The organism is Streptomyces sp. NPDC028331 (genome assembly GCF_055565775.1).
The window spans coordinates 35,976-51,424 of sequence record NZ_JBVHTR010000005.1 but is presented as its reverse complement, the minus strand read 5'-3'; the positions used below and the strand labels follow the sequence as shown (position 1 = coordinate 51,424).

11 protein-coding genes are annotated in these 15,449 nt (G+C 71.1%); 7 read left to right on the top strand and 4 right to left on the bottom strand.

What is annotated here, in order from left to right; all coding sequences use genetic code 11:
• Positions 1–147: 147 nt before the first annotated feature.
• On the bottom strand, positions 148–882 hold the full coding sequence (locus tag ACZ4SW_RS08210; RefSeq protein WP_468239530.1) for a hypothetical protein: 735 nt from the start codon (positions 880–882) through the stop codon (positions 148–150).
• A 231-nt stretch (positions 883–1,113) separates the two neighbouring features.
• Here ACZ4SW_RS08210 and ACZ4SW_RS08205 point away from each other — a divergent pair, with 231 nt between their 5' ends.
• The 4 genes from ACZ4SW_RS08205 to ACZ4SW_RS08190 are packed head-to-tail and all read left to right on the top strand — an operon-like array spanning position 1,114 to position 8,051.
• Entirely contained in the window at positions 1,114–2,415 is a 1,302-nt protein-coding gene (locus ACZ4SW_RS08205; RefSeq protein WP_468239528.1) for a B12-binding domain-containing radical SAM protein, read from the top strand.
• On the top strand, positions 2,412–3,536 hold the full coding sequence (locus tag ACZ4SW_RS08200; RefSeq protein WP_468239525.1) for a polyprenyl synthetase family protein: 1,125 nt from the start codon (positions 2,412–2,414) through the stop codon (positions 3,534–3,536). The genes ACZ4SW_RS08205 and ACZ4SW_RS08200 overlap by 4 nt, the downstream gene beginning before the upstream one ends.
• Entirely contained in the window at positions 3,533–4,333 is an 801-nt protein-coding gene (locus tag ACZ4SW_RS08195; protein WP_468239522.1) for an SIR2 family protein, read from the top strand. The genes ACZ4SW_RS08200 and ACZ4SW_RS08195 overlap by 4 nt, the downstream gene beginning before the upstream one ends.
• Positions 4,326–8,051 (top strand): NACHT domain-containing protein, encoded by a 3,726-nt coding sequence (locus ACZ4SW_RS08190; RefSeq protein WP_468239520.1) that lies wholly within the window; start codon positions 4,326–4,328, stop codon positions 8,049–8,051. The genes ACZ4SW_RS08195 and ACZ4SW_RS08190 overlap by 8 nt, the downstream gene beginning before the upstream one ends.
• A 51-nt stretch (positions 8,052–8,102) precedes the next feature.
• Here ACZ4SW_RS08190 and ACZ4SW_RS08185 read toward each other — a convergent pair whose 3' ends face one another.
• Both ACZ4SW_RS08185 and ACZ4SW_RS08180 read right to left on the bottom strand, forming a co-directional pair.
• Complete coding sequence (locus ACZ4SW_RS08185; protein WP_468239517.1) at positions 8,103–9,965, bottom strand: AAA family ATPase; 1,863 nt, start codon at positions 9,963–9,965, stop codon at positions 8,103–8,105.
• A 430-nt stretch (positions 9,966–10,395) separates the two neighbouring features.
• The gene (locus ACZ4SW_RS08180) at positions 10,396–11,064 is read right to left on the bottom strand and encodes a uridine kinase family protein (protein ID WP_468239515.1); all 669 of its coding nucleotides are present in this window, start codon (positions 11,062–11,064) and stop codon (positions 10,396–10,398) included.
• 270 nt (positions 11,065–11,334) lie between these two features.
• Here ACZ4SW_RS08180 and ACZ4SW_RS08175 point away from each other — a divergent pair, with 270 nt between their 5' ends.
• From ACZ4SW_RS08175 to ACZ4SW_RS08165, 3 genes are all read left to right on the top strand, one after another.
• Positions 11,335–12,693 carry a peptidase C39 family protein gene (locus tag ACZ4SW_RS08175; RefSeq protein WP_468239512.1) on the top strand — a complete coding sequence of 453 codons (1,359 nt, stop codon included), beginning with the start codon at positions 11,335–11,337 and terminating at the stop codon, positions 12,691–12,693.
• 129 nt (positions 12,694–12,822) lie between these two features.
• Positions 12,823–13,482, top strand: a complete 660-nt coding sequence (locus ACZ4SW_RS08170) for a TetR/AcrR family transcriptional regulator (RefSeq protein WP_468239510.1) — start codon at positions 12,823–12,825, stop codon at positions 13,480–13,482.
• A 533-nt stretch (positions 13,483–14,015) separates the two neighbouring features.
• Positions 14,016–15,188: an acyl-CoA dehydrogenase family protein gene (locus tag ACZ4SW_RS08165; RefSeq protein ID WP_468240312.1), complete on the top strand. Its 1,173-nt coding sequence runs from the start codon at positions 14,016–14,018 to the stop codon at positions 15,186–15,188.
• Here ACZ4SW_RS08165 and ACZ4SW_RS08160 read toward each other — a convergent pair.
• Entirely contained in the window at positions 15,151–15,402 is a 252-nt protein-coding gene (locus tag ACZ4SW_RS08160) for a hypothetical protein (protein WP_468240309.1), read from the bottom strand. The genes ACZ4SW_RS08165 and ACZ4SW_RS08160 overlap by 38 nt on opposite strands.
• Between the last annotated feature and the right edge of the window lie 47 nt (positions 15,403–15,449).

Below are 15,449 nucleotides of genomic sequence, written 5' to 3'. Positions count from 1 at the left end.
CCACCCCAAACCCCCCCCCCCCCCCCCCCACCCCCACCCCCCCGCCCCCCCCCCCCCCCCCCCCCCCCCCCCCCCCCCCCCCCCCCCCCCCCCCCCCCCCCCCCGACGGCGGCCCTGTGCCCTCTGCCCGGTTGGTCACCGACAGACCTAGGCCGGGGCAGGCGTCCGTGCCTGGAGCCACATGTGCTCGTACTGACGCAGCCAGTACATGTGCCACTCCTCGTGCGCCCTACGGGTGAGCCGTACGTGCATCCGGCTGGTGACCGCCTCGTTGCGGACCCCGTGCAACTCCACGACGAGCGAGCCGTCTCGTGCTCCGGGGTCGACGGCCAGCAGGCTGAAGCCCGGGTTGAACGCCAGGAGCCGGTATTCGAACGTGCCGGCGCAGGTCCAGGACGCCATCGTGCGCAACTGGTCGAGCACCGTGGTCAGTGAGGGGCGCAGGTGCTGGACCGGAGAGTCGAGACTGTCGTCCAACTGCCGCTCGGCCAGGTCCACGGCGGCGCCGGCCGCGGGGTCGAGCACCACGACGCGTACGGATCCGTCCTGTCTGCTCAGCACGTGGTGGCGCAGCACCTGGCAGACCTCAGGTGTGAGGACGTTGACGGCTGTCGGCGCGAACAGCCAGACGGCACGGGCCGATTCCAGTCGTTTGGCCAGCGACGGCGTCGATTCCCGGAGCGCGGCCCGGTCGCCGATGACTTCGCGGGAGGACGGGGCTCCGGTGTCCGACACCGACCGGTACACGAGCAGGGCCACCGCCGCGAGCAGCGCCGCCCAGCGCAGGTCCACCGGCACGATGTCGCCGATGACCGACAGGATGGCGAACACGGCGGCGAGCGCCGCGGCCGCGTAGGTCTCGACATTGCGCAGATGTCTCATCCAGGGCGATGTTCCGGGACAGCCGGAACTCCCGCAAGTCCCCGATACCGGGCACTTCTTGAAACACGCACACTGCTGCCCGTCCCCCCGGACTGTGTGTCATAGTTCGCTACACCGCGTGCACGGGCGGTATGGGGCCTGTTCAGCGCGGCAGCTCCTTCCTGTCCGGGAACGCTCGCGCGACCAGCCTGGAGGTCGGCCATGCTGATCCCTGTGATCTCAGCTCCCTGTGTGAGCTCGTACGTGAATCTGGACTATCACTACGTGGAGTTGGGCGAGATCGCCGCTCACCTCCGGAACCGCGCGGGGCACGACGTCCGCATCCTCGACGGCGTGTTGCCGGACGTCACATGGAGCTCGGTCATCGACGAGGCGCTGGACGCCGGCGAACTCGCCGTCCTCCATGTGAGCCTGGACAACGTGCTGGAGACGGCTCGGACCGTTCGTCTGCTGCGCGAGCTGTCCCCGAAGACGCGGATCGCCCTGTACGGGCGGGGCGCGTTCCATCTGCGCAAGCTGTTCCAGCGGACCGACGCCGACTGGATCGTCCTCGAACAGGACTGGGAGGTGGCGATCGCCGCCATCGCCGACCTGGTGGCCTCGGGCGGCGAACCGAGCCCCGTGCCGGGCACCCTGAGCCGGCTGTCCGGCACATGGACGCGCGGTTCGGCAGGCGTACGTCTGGAAGGCGACTGGGAACTGCCCGCGCTGGACCTGTTACCCGTCGCCGAGTACGCGCGGCTCCCGGAGGACGAGTCGTACCCGGGCCGCGAACCCCAGCGGGAACTGGCCGTCGGGGTGTCGCGCGGGTGCGACAGCTACTGCGGCTACTGTCCCATCCCCGACGTGATGGGGCGGCACGAGTACTTCCGCCGGGACCTCGAGGCACTGGCCCGCTATCTCACCGAGGCCCGCGAGACCCACGGCTACACCGCGGTCTCCCTGTTCGGCGCCAACTTCACGCTCGACCGGGACTATGTGCACGAGTTCTGTGCACGGGTGGGAGCCGGGCGCACCGGCGTCACCTGGAAGTGCGTCACCTCTTACGGCGAGCTTGATCCACCGCTGCTGGCCGAGATGGCCGCGGCGGGATGCACGAGGGTGGCCATCGGTGTGGAGTCGCTGTTCCCGGACGGCAGGAACCGCTTCTCCGGGCGCATCGGCGCCGACCGGCTGGCGGAGCTGGGGGCCTGGTGCGCCGCAGAGGGCGTCATGCTGATCTGCTTCCTCATGGTCGGGCTCCCCGGTCAGACGCGCGGGGAGGTCGCCGCGACGCTCGACGCCGTGCGGTCCGCCGGAGCGGTACCCCGCCCGATGACCTACGTCGACTACCGTCGTCTCGCCGCCGCCGAGGATTTCACCGACGTCTTCTGGGCCAACCGCAAGACGGTGCGCGAACCGTTCGGGCGCGGCACCCTGTCCATGCGGGACACCGCACTCGCCGTTCACTCCTGGCAGCGGTGGCTCGACACCGCGGGCATCACGCCCGACGTCGAGACGCCCGGCGACGTCGCGTCCCAGGCGGCTCCATGAGCGCCCTTCCCGGCACGGCGGACTTCGCTCCCACCGGGTCCCGTGGCCCCCAGTGGGCCGCCACCACGTGGTACGGGGCAGTGGAGACGACGTTCACCGCAGTCTTCACGCAGGACCTGTGGAGCAGGCCGCTGCGCGGTGCCGCCGAGGACTGGCTGGGACCGGCGGCGGTGCACTACATCGAGGCGATGCCGGGTCGCAAGTTCCGCGCGGTGCTTCCCTGGCTGACCGTCGGCTGCTCCCGGCGGCTGGCGCCCCGGTGTCTGGCCCCGGAGCTCCTGTTCGCGGTGTTCTACTGCCTCGACGACCTGACGGATCGCAAGGGGGTGCGCTACGGGGCCCCTACGGCCCATGCCGTGCACGGACGAGCGGAGTTGACCCGGTCGCTCGAACAGGCCGGGCGAGGGGTGCCGCGTTCCGGACGGCTCGCCGGGCTGTCCGGTCAGCTGTGGGACGAGTGCCTCGCTGAGATGACCGAGGGGCAGTCCGAGCGTCAGGCTCTCACTCCCGAGGAGTTCTCCTGGGATCGCTACGTGGGAGCGGCCCGCCGGCGCACCGCCTTCGTCGGACGGGCCTGGGTAGACGCCCTGTCCGCCGCGGACCAGGGACAGGCGGCCGCCTTCGTGACGACCGCCTACCCCTGGTGCGCCGAAGCGGGCCAGCTCCGTAACGACCTGCGGAACACGACCGGCCGGGAAATCCTCGACGGAGGAGTCCGCTACTCGGACCTCGGTGAGGGCAAGGTGACCGCGGTGTCCGGACTCCTGTGGCAACGCGCCGACGACGTCGACCGGCGATGGCTGAGAAAGCACGTGTGGGGACGCGGCCGGCCCTCCGCCGAGGCACTCGTCCGGGTGGATCGCATGGTCGAGCACTATGCGGTCATTTCCGACGTCGCCGTGTCGACAGGCCGGTTGGTGGAGAGGATCAGAGCGGCGATCCGCACGATGGACCGCCCGCATGCCCGAACGGTGTGGGACGCTTGGGTCACCAGGCAGTTCGAGGTCGGAGTGCACCGCGCCTACGGCTGGGGTGACGCCTCCATCCCCGCCTTCGAAGCCGCCGTGGCCGGGCTGCGTGGCTCTGGCGGGCTCGAGAACGAGGACGGTGGGCGGTCATGACAGCAGCCGACGGAGTGCTCGGCCACCTCGCCGGCCGGGCGGCGGAGGGCCGCCTCGCCGTACTGGTGGGTGCGGGGCTGTCGATGGGCGCCGGATATCCGAGTTGGTCCCGCCTCTTCGAGCCGCTCGGGCACGCGCTGGGCGCGGTCGCGGACGGCTCCCGGCTGCCGGACGACCTGCCCACCCTGGCCGAGGCGTACGAGGCGGAATACGGTCGCAACAGCCTCATCTCGCACCTGCGACGTGAACTGCGCCGCTCCCTCGCCTACACCGAGGCGCACCGGGCACTGGCCGCGACCGGAATCAGGGAGATCCTCACGACCAACTACGACGTGCTGCTGGAGGACGCCCTCGAGGCCGTCGCCGGGCTGGTCGACGTCGTCGTCCGGGACTCCGACCTCGCCTACACCGCTCCGACGCGGCCGCGCCTCGTCAAGATGTGCGGCGACGTGCTCAACCCGGAAGCCCTGACCATCACCCGTCGGGACTTCGCGGTCTACGGCGCGACCAAGCCGAGACTCGCCGAACACGTCCGGAGCCTGCTGGAGACCCACGAACTGCTCGTTCTCGGTGCCGGACCGTCGGACCCCGAGTTCAACACGCTGTGGGACCTGGCGGTCGCGGGACTCGGCGACCACAAGCCGGTCGGCTGGATCGTGACGGCCGACGTGTCCCCGCTCCAGCAACGCGTGGCGCTGACCCGCGGTCTGCGCACGGTACCGCTCGACGTGTCGGCGCACGGTGTCACGCAGGCACTGGCCCGCTGGCTGGACGGGCTGACCACTGCCCATGCCTGACAGCACACCCGAGTTCGACCCGCACCTCGTCGTCGAGCTGGCCCGTGCCTGGGAGACCGGCTCACTCGCCGTGGTACTGGGACCCGAGTTCGACCGCGAGACCGACGACGTGGTGCACCGGGCGCTGCTGGCCGAACTGGGCCGGACCGATGATGCGCAGCCTCCGCCGCTCGGCAGGCTCGCCGACGAGTACCTGACCCGCTTCGGCCGCCCCGCCCTGGTCTCGCTGATGCGGACGGCCTGGCGCGGCAGAGCGGAGCCCGAGGAGCCGTCCCACCCGCTGTCGGCATCGGACGCGCTCTATGAATGCCTTGCCTCCCAGCCTCCGGCCTGCCTGCTCGTGACGTCCCTGCACCCGACGGCCGAGCACGCCTACCGCCGGTTCCGGCGCCCGTTCCACGTCGTCAGGACCGAGACGGCGCTCGCCTTCTGGGACAACTCCCAGCCTCAGATCGTTCATCTCTTCGGCTGTCTGGACGCTCCCCAGGATGCCCTTCTGAGCGAACGGGAGCGCCGTGCCGCCCGCTTCAAGCGCCCGCTGCTGACCGCGCGGCTCGGTGATCTGCCCGCCTCCCACACCCTCGTCTTCGTGGGCTTCGCGCCGCACGACCCGGTCCTGGAGGAGCTGCTGGCTCCCGCGCTGCACTCCCTCGGCGAGTACTGGCGGGGGGCCGTGGTGGTGCTGCCCGAGGCCGACGACAGCGTGCGCGCTGCATACGGCCGGCGTCAGATCAGGGTCCTCACGTCGGGCGGTGCGCCGCCCGCCGCGTGTGCCAGGGAACTGCTCGTCCAGGTCCGCCGTACCGCCGAGCGGCAGACCTCCGAGCTGCTCCGCAGTGAGTCACCGGCCATAAGAGAGTGCGAGGACCAGCTCGGCGTGCTCGGCTGGGTGGTGCAGCGTTCGATGCGGCTGAGCGACCGCGCCGTGGAGTCGGTCTTCGGCCACGCCACCGAACAGGGCCTGCTCACCGTGCACATCGTCGAGGGGGAGCTGTCGGGGGCGGATGTCCGCAGACTCACCGCGCGGCTCGACGAACCCGGCCGCGGCATGGTGGTCACCGAGACCAGGATCTCCAACACGGCCCGGCATCTCGCGGCCGCCGACGACCGGATCGAACTGCACACGCGCCAGTCCCTGCTGGAACGCGTCCTGGGGATCGAGCCCTATCTGCGCTGGATCCTCGACGAGTACGAGAGCGGCGACCAGCGGCGTGCCTACGTCGACCTCCAGTGCCAGCGACCGCTCTCCGACGCGGTGGCACCGGTGCGTGGCGATGCCTACTGGCTCGACGACTACGTCGACTCATGGCTGCGCGAGCGATCGCACAGCCAGTTGACGCTGCTCGGTGAGCCGGGCAGCGGCAAGTCCTGGTACTGCCGTCATCTCGCCTATGCCCTCGCCCGTCGATGTCTGGACGACCCGGAGCGTGGCCGTATCCCGGTCCTCGCGCTCCTGTCGGAGATGCCGGCGACCGGATCGCTGGAGGACTTCCTCATCGCGCAGATGCGCGACAAGGGAGCCGAACTCCAGGGTGGAAAGGCGTCCTTCCGGTACGCGAACGAGACGGGCAGACTGGTCATCGTCCTCGACGGCCTCGATGAGCTGCGTTGGCAGGTGACCCCCGAGCGCGCCCGGCGGACCCTGGCCGAGCTCGCCGATCTGGTGGGTCCGGAGAGCAAGGTCCTGCTGGCGAGCAGGCCGGGCTACTTCGAGCACGACCGCTCCGCGCCGCACCCCGCGGGAGCGGAAGCGCCGTTCTCCGAGGGCGAGGACGTCGACGCGGTCGGTCTCGAGCTGTCGGGTGGGTCCACCTTCGAGGTGATCCGGTTGGCGGACCTCGGTTACGAACAGCGCGTCCAGGCGCTGGTACGGCGGCTGGGGGAGAAGGCGGAGCCGGTGCGGCGGCTGATCGACGCCAGCAGCGCCCTGACCGACCTGGCCCGGCTGCCCGGCCTTCTCGACCTGATGTCCGTGGTCCTGTCCGCGCGTCGGAGCGACACACCGGCGACCGCCTCGGAACTGTTCGAGGAGTACGTGACCGTGCTTCTGGGCGGAGCCGAACGTGTCGCCGTCGACGGCGACGCCGTCGGTGCCGACGTCGACCGGCTCGCGGCGCTCGCGGGACGGATGCACAGCCGGGGAACGCATGCGCTGCCCGTGCCGGAAGCCCGGGAGATCCTGGAGGTGCCGGCACTCGGTTCCGGTCCATCGGAGGGGACGTTGAGCACGGACCCGCGGTGGGAGGCGTTCCTGCGGGTGGCCGCCGACGGCACTGTGCGTTTCCGGCTCAAGACCATGCGGGAGTTCCTCACCGCGCGCAGCTTGTGCACGGCGCTGCGTGCCGGAGATCCGTCGCCCCTGGACGAGCGGCTGCTGCTGCCCGAACCCGTCCGCTATCTGGCCGAGCAGCTTGCCTCGGCCGGGCTCTCGCCCCTGGACTGGCTGCCCGAGGGCGGCACCGTTCCGGTCGACCGAAGGCCCGACAACCGGCCGGTGGGCAGCCTGACCGGTGGTCGGCTGCCCGCCAACTGCCTCTCGCTCGCCAACCGCATGGGCATCTCCCTGGCGGGCCGCTCGCTGCGAGGACTGGATCTGCGGGGAGCCGACCTGCAGGGTGCGCAGCTCAGCGGTGCCGACCTGCGGGAGTGCGACCTGCGATCGGTACTGCTCCAGGGTGCCGTGGTGACCGGAGCGGATCTGCGCGGCGCGTGGCTGCACGGGGCGATCATGCACGAGACCCAGGTCGTCGCCGTGGTCGGCATGCTGCCCGAGGACGGCGGAGTCGTGGTCGGCACCGCCGAGGGGCTCGTCCATGTACTGGGCCGAGCGGAACTCGAAACCCGGGAGACCATGAGGTGCCCGGGGGGCTTCCGCAATCTGTCCCTGATCTCGCACGGCCGATACGTGGTCGTCGCGGGCATGGACGGCAGCGTCTACCTGGCGGACCGGGAGAACGGCCAGGCTTTCCTGGACATCGCCCACCACGGTGCGCCGGCGACCTCCGCCGTAGCGGTCGGGGAAGCCCGCTTCGCGTCCGGCGGCACCGACGGCACCGTGCGTCTGTGGACCCTCGACGGTGACGAGGTCTGGCAGACGCATGTGACGTCCGGGTATGTGCGCTCCCTCGCGCTGGATCCCGAGACCGATCTGATGTTCGCCGGTTCATCCGCCGGAGTGGTCGTCGTACTGGACGCCACGAACGGCCGGTACATCCGTGAATGGGTGCCGCATCCGGATGGCGGCGTGTACTCCTTGTGCGCGCTCAAGGGCACGGGACTCGTGGCCAGCGGAAGCGACGACCGCAGTATTCGGCTCTTCGCGCAGGCAGACGGCACCCACGTCGCCGACCTCGCCAGGCTGGGGGACACGGTGCTCGGTCTGGTTCACGACGCGGGCACAGGGGTGCTCTACTGCGGCTGCCGGGACGGGACACTCAGCTCCTGGAACCTCGCGCGCCGCGAAATGAACTGGTCGGTCGCCCGGGGACACCCCATCCTCTCCGTGTCGTTGCACGCCAAGGCCGGTGTGGTGGCGACCGCCGGCGCGGACGGCTGGGTGCGTCTGTTCGACAGCGGATCCGGGGAGCCGCTGGGGGAGCGGCTGGTCGGTCGGCGTTCCGAACCGGACTGGTACGGCGTGGACCTGCGAGGCACCACGGGGTGGCACAAGGAGTGGCTGCGTTTCATGGGTGAACGCGGCGCGATCCTCGACGACTGAGCGGGGGTGACCACGGCGGGCGCGCGGCCGAGCGGGGTGCCCGGTGGGTGCTCACAGGCTCGACGGATCCTGCGGCCCCCGCCCGGACAGCACTTCACCGTACGCCTGCATGAGATCCGGCAACCGCAGTGTCGACAAGTCGTCCCGGGACGGCATCCCCGGGTAGCCGCTCAGCCGCAGATCCCGGTACGCGCAGCTCTTCTCGTACAGCGTCCGCAGGAACCGCCCGTTCCCGAGTTCGTCGATCCAGCCCTGGTCCACCACGTGCCCGGCGATCGACCGAAGTTCCTCCAGCGCCTCCTCGTCCCACACGTCCCCGTTCTCCGCGGCGAGGACCTCGCCGATCGCCGTCAGCTCCAAAGGGCGGTAGGAGGGGAAGTCGACCCGGGTGGTGAAGCGTGAGGACAGTCCCGGGTTGGCGGCCAGCAACCGGTCCATCCCCTCGGGGTACCCGGCGAGGATGACCACCAGGTGGTCCCGGTTGTCCTCCGCGCGCTTCAGCAGCACCTGAAGCGCCTCGTCCCCGTAGGCGTCCCCCTTGCCGTATCCGGAGTTGGACAGCGAGTACGCCTCGTCCACGAACAGGACGCCGCCGATGGCCGAGTCGATCAGCTCGTTCGCCTTCACCGCCGTCTGGCCCAGGTACTCACCGACGAGATCCGCCCGCTGCGCCTCCACCAGGTGGTCGCCGCCGAGCAGGCCGAGCGCGTAGAAGACCCGGCCCAGGATCCTGGCCACGGTCGTCTTGCCGGTGCCGGAGGGCCCCGAGAACACGAAGTGCCGCTTCGGCGGCTGTACGGGTAAGCCCTGGCCGGCCCGCAGCCGGGCCATGTTCAACTGCGCCGACAACGCCTTGACCTGGCGTTTGACCGGTTCCAGGCCGACCATGCGCTCCAGTTCGGCCAGGGCCTCGTCCAGCAGTGCCGGATCCGTGGGCCCGGCGGGCCACGACTGCCCCGGCGTCGAGGCGGCCTTCTCGCGCACGAGATCGCCCTGCGCCGGGAGCGGACCGGTCGGCGGCGGTTCGGGATCGGACAGCTTCACGTCCCGGCCCTCGGTGCCGAAGAGCGGATCCAGGCCGTCCGGTGCCTCCAGTGTGTCCCCGCCCCCGGCGAACGCCATCGCCGTGAGGTCGGCCGACTCGTCGTACCCGTCGCCCTCGGCGATCGCGGCGAGCCGCGCCGAGGTGTCCATGAACGCCGGGTCCACCCGGTGCACGGCCCGGTAGAGGGGGAGGGCGGCGGCCGAGCGGCCCGTGCCCTCGTGCGCCCGGGCCAGCCAGTACCGCAGCTCCTTGCGCTGCGGCTGCTCGCTGCGGCAGCGCATCAGGGCCGTGGACAGCAGCGGCTCGGCCTGTCCGTACATCTCCAGACGGACCCGGGCCATACCGCCGAACAGTCCGGCCTCTATGCCGAGCATGGGGTCGTCGATCAGCGGATCGGTGTGCCGGACCAACTGCTCCCAGTCCTTGACCAGGTAGGCCCGGCAGGCGTGCAGAAAGCGCACCTGGGGGTCGGTGTCCACCGGCGGCAGGCCCGCCAGCGCACGGTCCAGCTCCGGGACGTGGCGGCCGTCCAGCCAGTGGGAGGCGTGGGCGAGCAGCAGGTCGCGCGGGCTCTCCAGCACTGGCTGCACCCACCAGCCCAGCCAGTACCAGGAGTTGAGGGTGCGCCGGTGCCGCGTCCGCTGCTCCCCGAAGCGGTCCCGGTGGCGGTACATCCTGAGCAGCGCGGTCGTCGTGTCGACGCGCAGCGCGTGCAGCCCGAGCCAGCCGTCGGCCATCCCCGGATCCATCCGGACCGCCGCGCGGAACTCCTCCTCCGCCTGCGGATAGGCGCCCATCGTGTAGGCGTCGACCCCTCGCAGCCAGGCGAGGTCGGCCGGGGCCTGAGGGCCCTGCGTGCCGAAGTCCATCACGTCCCCCACAAACCGTGCCCCCGTTGGTTCACCGCCGGGCCCCTGCCCGTCGGCCGCCTTGCTCGAACCGCTGTGCCGCGGACCGGAGTTGCCACGGTGCGCAGAGCAGTGTCCGAACGTCGCACCGAGAGGCATCGTACCTGCGGGGGAGTGGCGCACGAAGGGTGCCGCACGGGCCGTTTGGGGAGGTGGGAGCATCGGGGGCGCACGGCGCATGGTCACCGACGGTGAGCGGATCGCGCCTCACGGCACCCGGGAAAGGTGTCCAGGGCAGAACGAAGCCCCCGATCACGGGGGAACAACCGGGGGCTTCGCGTCTGGGTGCGACCACGAAAGCCGCACATTCAGAACGTAAGACCTGTACGGCCCCCCGGTCAAGCCGACTTGGAGCACTCGGGGAAGTTCCCCGGCGGGCGTCTTCACAAGTTCAGCACACCGCCGTGGGGTCGTCACTGTGGGTGAGATCCCGGTCCGGACCAGAAGGGCCGCCGGGCCCCGGCAGCACCTCGTACCCCTCAGGCTTCTGACGCACCAGGAGACCGGCGTGGGGTCGCGAGGGGTCCTCGTCGAAGTGCCGGCGCTCCGCCTCGACCCAGCCGTCCCAGAAGGCGCGTTGTTCCTCGCCGTCCCGTCCCCGCCCGCGCGTCCACGCCTCTTCCCGTGGCAGGTCCATCCACAGCAGCCGCGCGAGGTGTGGGCGCAGCGCCCGGCGGCCGGCGCCGACGCCCTCGATCAGGATCACCGGGGCGGGCGGCAGCGCACGGGCGGGACCGAAGCGCCGTGCGCGCCAGTCGTAGGGCCGGTAGCGCGCGGTCCGTCCGTGGCCGAGGGGTTCGATCACCTCCCGCAGCAGCCGGTCCGTCCACGAGAACAGCTCCTCATGGGTGGCGATGTCGTCGAGGTGCAGCACGGGGGCGCCGCCGAGTGCGGCCGCGATGTGTCCGGCGAACGTCGATTTTCCCGACCCCGCGTGCCCGTCGACGCCGATGAGACGGACGGGGCCGCAGGAGGGCGGCAGGTGCCGCAGGCGGGTCGCGAGAGCGTGAATGGCGATTCCCGGGCGAGAAGGTGTGCCGACGTGCTTTCGAGGGGACATTTTACGCGGGCGCGCATGCCGTCCTGTTTCTGCGAGAAGTGCGCTGTCTCTCCGGAATTCCTCCATTGTTCGGATTGGGTACGGGCGTGAGTGGTTCACCCCTGGAAAGCAGCCGTCCGCTCGTTCCGGGAGACCGCCCACGGGCCGGGCCCCGGATCGGTGGGCGCGTCGCGGACGAAGTGCTGGAAGAAGTCCGTAGGCGGCGGCCATAGTTGGCGCACACCGTGCGTCCGAACCGCTGCTTGAAGGACTCCTGGGGGTCACCCACCGATGACCAGAGCTTCAGAGCCGTCCCGCAGAACCATCCTCGCCGCGGCGGTCGCCGCGGCCACGGCATCCGGCACCGCGAGCCCGGCGGCCGCGGCCGTCCCGGCCACCCGGCCGACGAAAGCATCCCCGAGCCTCGTGGACAACCACGCCTGGACCTCCTACTCCGACTGGCGGAGCGGCACCGCCCAGGGCGTGCGCGCCGTCGCCGGCCTCCGCCCCGGCGTGGTGATCGCCGCGCCCGCCGGCCGTACCGACTACACCGACCCGCACACCGGGAAGTCCGCCACCTGGGAGTACGCCACCTGGACCTCCCCGGTGCACCGCCTCGCCGTCCCGTCCACCGAAGCCGTCGCCTCCTGGAACGCGCACACCCCGACCGGTACCTGGCTCCAGGTCGAACTGAAGGGCAGCTACTCGGACGGCACGGACACCCCCTGGTACGTGATGGGCCGCTGGGCGGCCGGCGACCAGGACATCCGCCGCACCTCCGTGGACGGCCAGAGCGACGGCAAGAGCAACATCTGGACCGACACCTTCGCCGTCGCCGATCCCGCCTCGGGCCTGCGCCTGGTGGCGTACCGCCTGCGTCTGACCCTGTACCGGGCGCCCGGCACGCGGCTCACGCCGACGGTGTGGCGGCTCGGCGTCATGGGCTCCGACATCCCCGACCGGTTCACCGTCCCGGCCTCCACGCCCGGGCTCGCCGCGGAACTGATCGTCCCGCGGTACTCGCAGGAGATCCACAAGGGGCAGTACCCGGAGTACGACAACGGCGGCGAGGCCTGGTGCAGCCCCACCTCCTCGCAGATGATCATCGAATACTGGGGCCGGAGGCCGACCCCCGAACAACTGTCCTGGGTCGATCCGTCGTACGCGGACCCGCAGGTCTGCCACGCGGCCCGCTTCACCTATGACTACCAGTACCAGGGCTGCGGCAACTGGCCCTTCAACGCGGCCTACGCCGCGACGTTCAGGGACCTCCAGGGCGTGGTCACCCGGCTGTCCTCGCTCACGGACCTGGAGACGCTGATCGCGGCGGGCATCCCGGCCATGACGTCCCAGTCGTTCCTGAAGGAGGAGCTGACCGGCGCCGGGTACGGCACCTCGGGGCATCTGATGACCGTGATCGGGTTCACCGCCGACGGCGACGTGATCGCGAACGATCCGGCGGCGCCGAGCGACGAGGCGGTGCGCCGGGTGTACCGGCGGCGGGAGTTCGAGACCATCTGGCTGCGCACCAAGCGCTACAACGCCTCCGGCAAGGTCGCCTCCGGCACCGGCGGCGTCTGCTACCTGTACTTCCCGGCCCGTCCCAGCCGACGGCAGCGCACGGCGCTGGCGGCTGTGGGCGTCCGCTGACAGGCCCGAGCGGAACCGGACGCCCATTTGCCAACAAGGTCCGACCCTGTCGATCAGAGTCGAACATGCGCTGGTGGCATTCTGCAATACTGCGGATGTCCCGCTGGCCGTTGGAGACTTGGGCCGAAATTGAGAAGCAGTCAAGAGCGAGGTGCCGAGCGCCCACAGGTGCGCGGCACCGAGCGCTCCCTGGCGCGCCGCGCCGAACTCATCGCCATCGGGCGGAGGTTATTCGCCGACACGTCCTACGACGCCCTGTCGATGGACGACATCGCCCGCCACGCCCAGGTGGCGAAAGGGCTCATCTACTACTACTTCAAATCGAAACGCGGCTATTACCTCGCCATCGTCGAGGATTCGGTGGCCGACCTCGTCACCTCCGCGGCCGCCGGCCTGGACCTGCCGCCGGTGGAACGGGTGCACCGCACCATCGACCGCTATCTGCGCTACGCCGAGCACAACCAGGCCGCCTACCGCACGATCGTCAGCGGTGGCGTGGGCTTCGACGCGCAGGTGCACGCCATCCGGGACGGGGTGCGCGAGGCGATCGTCACGACGATCGCCGAGGGGGCGTACGGGCGGTGCGACATCGCTCCGCTGGTGCGGGCCGGACTGCTCGGCTGGGTGTGCAGCGTGGAGGGCGTGACCCTCGACTGGATCGACCGCCCGGTGCTGTCCCGCGACACGATGTGCGAACTGCTCGCCAAGACGCTGGGCGGCACGCTCCGCGCGATCGAGGAACTGGAGCCCGCGTACCCGGCTCCGACTCCGGCGCACCGGCCGGTCTGACTCCCCGAGCGGCAGCCCGCGCCTCCGGCCGGGCCCGCCGCTCGGCGGCTCCGCCGTCCGCCGCGCGGACCCCGTCCGGCTCCCGCGCCGTGCGGACCCGGCGCGCGGCGTGAGGTCCTTCCCGGGCGCCGTGCGGACCCGGCGCGCGGCGTGAGATCCCGCCCGCCGCCGATCGACTCCGAGTGGTTGCCCGCATGCTTCGGCCGTGCTGTCACGGCTCGTCGACGGGATCGGGAGACGGCTTCGGGCCGGGCCCGCCGTCGGCTGCGGATCGAGCTCGCGCAGGGATGTGGATCGAGCTCGGACACGGATGTGGATCAAGGTCGGGCACGACTCGCGCTTTCTTGAAGTAAGCGGTCGTTAACCGGTGACGTCATGCCTCCGATCGGGCATACTCCAAGCGCCACAACCGCTGGTCAGCCGCCTCCGCGACCCGGAGCGGCGAGCATCGGCCAGGCCCAGTGAGACCGGCGGCGCCGCCCCACCCAAGGCGCATGTCCGCCGATGTGCCCAAGAGGGAGGAGAGCGTCGCCATGCCCGACCGCGCCCCGCAGCCGGTGGACCGACAACTGCCCACGGACGAGGCCCGGGATCTGATCTCGCTCGTCCGTGACATCGCGCAGCGCGAGATCGCCCCGAAGGCGGCCGAGGAGGAGGACGCCGGGCGCTTCCCGCGCGACACCTTCCGCCTGCTCTCCGAATCCGGGCTGCTCGGCCTGCCGTACGACTCCGAGTACGGCGGTGGTGAGCAGCCCTACGAGGTCTACCTGCAGGTTCTCGAGGAGCTGGCCGCGGCCCGCCTCACCGTGGGCCTCGGTGTCAGCGTCCACACCCTGTCCTGCCACGCCCTCGCGCACTACGGCAGCAAGGAACAACAGCTCGAACACCTGCCCGCGATGCTCGGCGGCGGTCTGCTGGGCGCCTACTGCCTGTCCGAGCCGTCGTCCGGTTCGGACGCCGCGTCCCTGCAGACGAGGGCGGTGCGGGACGGCGACCACTGGGTGATCACCGGTACCAAGGCGTGGATCACTCACGGCGGGATCGCCGACTTCTACACCGTGATGGCGCGCACCGGCGAGGAGGGCCCTCGGGGGATCACCGCGTTCCTGGTCCCGGGCGACGCCGAGGGGCTCGCTGCCGCGGCGCCCGAGAAGAAGATGGGCATGAAGGGGTCGCCCACCGCACAGGTCCACTTCGACGGGGTGCGCGTGCCCGACGAGCGGCGCATCGGCGAGGAGGGGCAGGGCTTCGCGATCGCGCTGTCCGCGCTCGACTCCGGGCGGCTCGGCATCGCCGCCTGCGCCATCGGACTGGCTCAGGCGGCTCTGGACGAGGCCGTCGCGTACGCCACCGCGCGGCGGCAGTTCGGGCGGCCCATCTCGGACTTCGAGGGGCTGCGCTTCCTGCTCGCCGACATGGCGACGCAGATCGAGGCGGGCCGGGCGCTGTACCTGGCGGCGGCACGCCTGCGCGATGCCGGGCGGCCGTTCGCCAAGCAGGCCGCCATGGCCAAGCTGCACTGCACCGACACGGCGATGAAGGTCACCATCGACGCCGTCCAGGTGCTCGGCGGGTACGGCTACACCGTGGACTTCCCCGTCGAGCGCTATATGCGCGAGGCCAAGGCGCTGCAGATCGTCGAGGGGACGAACCAGATCCAGCGCATGGTCATCGCCCGTCACCTCGCTGGTCCCGAGTCCCGCTGAACGACTCCTGGCCCGCCGCGAGCCGGCGCGGGCCGGCCGGGGGCGCCGCGAGCCGCACCCATTCCGGATCGTGGCGTCCCGGGAGCGTGCGCCCGCGGTCGGCCCAGGTGCGCATCAGCGCGCGGTAGATGGGCGGGTCCTGCGGCTGCGGGGGGGGGGGGGAGGGGGGGGGGGGGGGAAAGAGAAACAAAAACACAAAGAAAGAACCCCGCAGGCGGAGAGGTTGGTGCAGGAGAAAAACCCCCCAACCCACACAACAAC

Excerpts from the sequence above, each read along its gene's own strand:
- ACZ4SW_RS08210 (WP_468239530.1), bottom strand. The coding sequence starts at position 882 with ATGAGACATCTGCGCAATGTCGAGACCTACGCGGCCGCGGCGCTCGCC.
- ACZ4SW_RS08200 (WP_468239525.1), top strand. The coding sequence starts at position 2,412 with ATGAGCGCCCTTCCCGGCACGGCGGACTTCGCTCCCACCGGGTCCCGT.
- ACZ4SW_RS08195 (WP_468239522.1), top strand. The coding sequence starts at position 3,533 with ATGACAGCAGCCGACGGAGTGCTCGGCCACCTCGCCGGCCGGGCGGCG.
- ACZ4SW_RS08190 (WP_468239520.1), top strand. The coding sequence starts at position 4,326 with ATGCCTGACAGCACACCCGAGTTCGACCCGCACCTCGTCGTCGAGCTG.
- ACZ4SW_RS08185 (WP_468239517.1), bottom strand. The coding sequence starts at position 9,965 with ATGGACTTCGGCACGCAGGGCCCTCAGGCCCCGGCCGACCTCGCCTGG.
- ACZ4SW_RS08180 (WP_468239515.1), bottom strand. The coding sequence starts at position 11,064 with ATGTCCCCTCGAAAGCACGTCGGCACACCTTCTCGCCCGGGAATCGCC.
- ACZ4SW_RS08175 (WP_468239512.1), top strand. The coding sequence starts at position 11,335 with ATGACCAGAGCTTCAGAGCCGTCCCGCAGAACCATCCTCGCCGCGGCG.
- ACZ4SW_RS08165 (WP_468240312.1), top strand. The coding sequence starts at position 14,016 with ATGCCCGACCGCGCCCCGCAGCCGGTGGACCGACAACTGCCCACGGAC.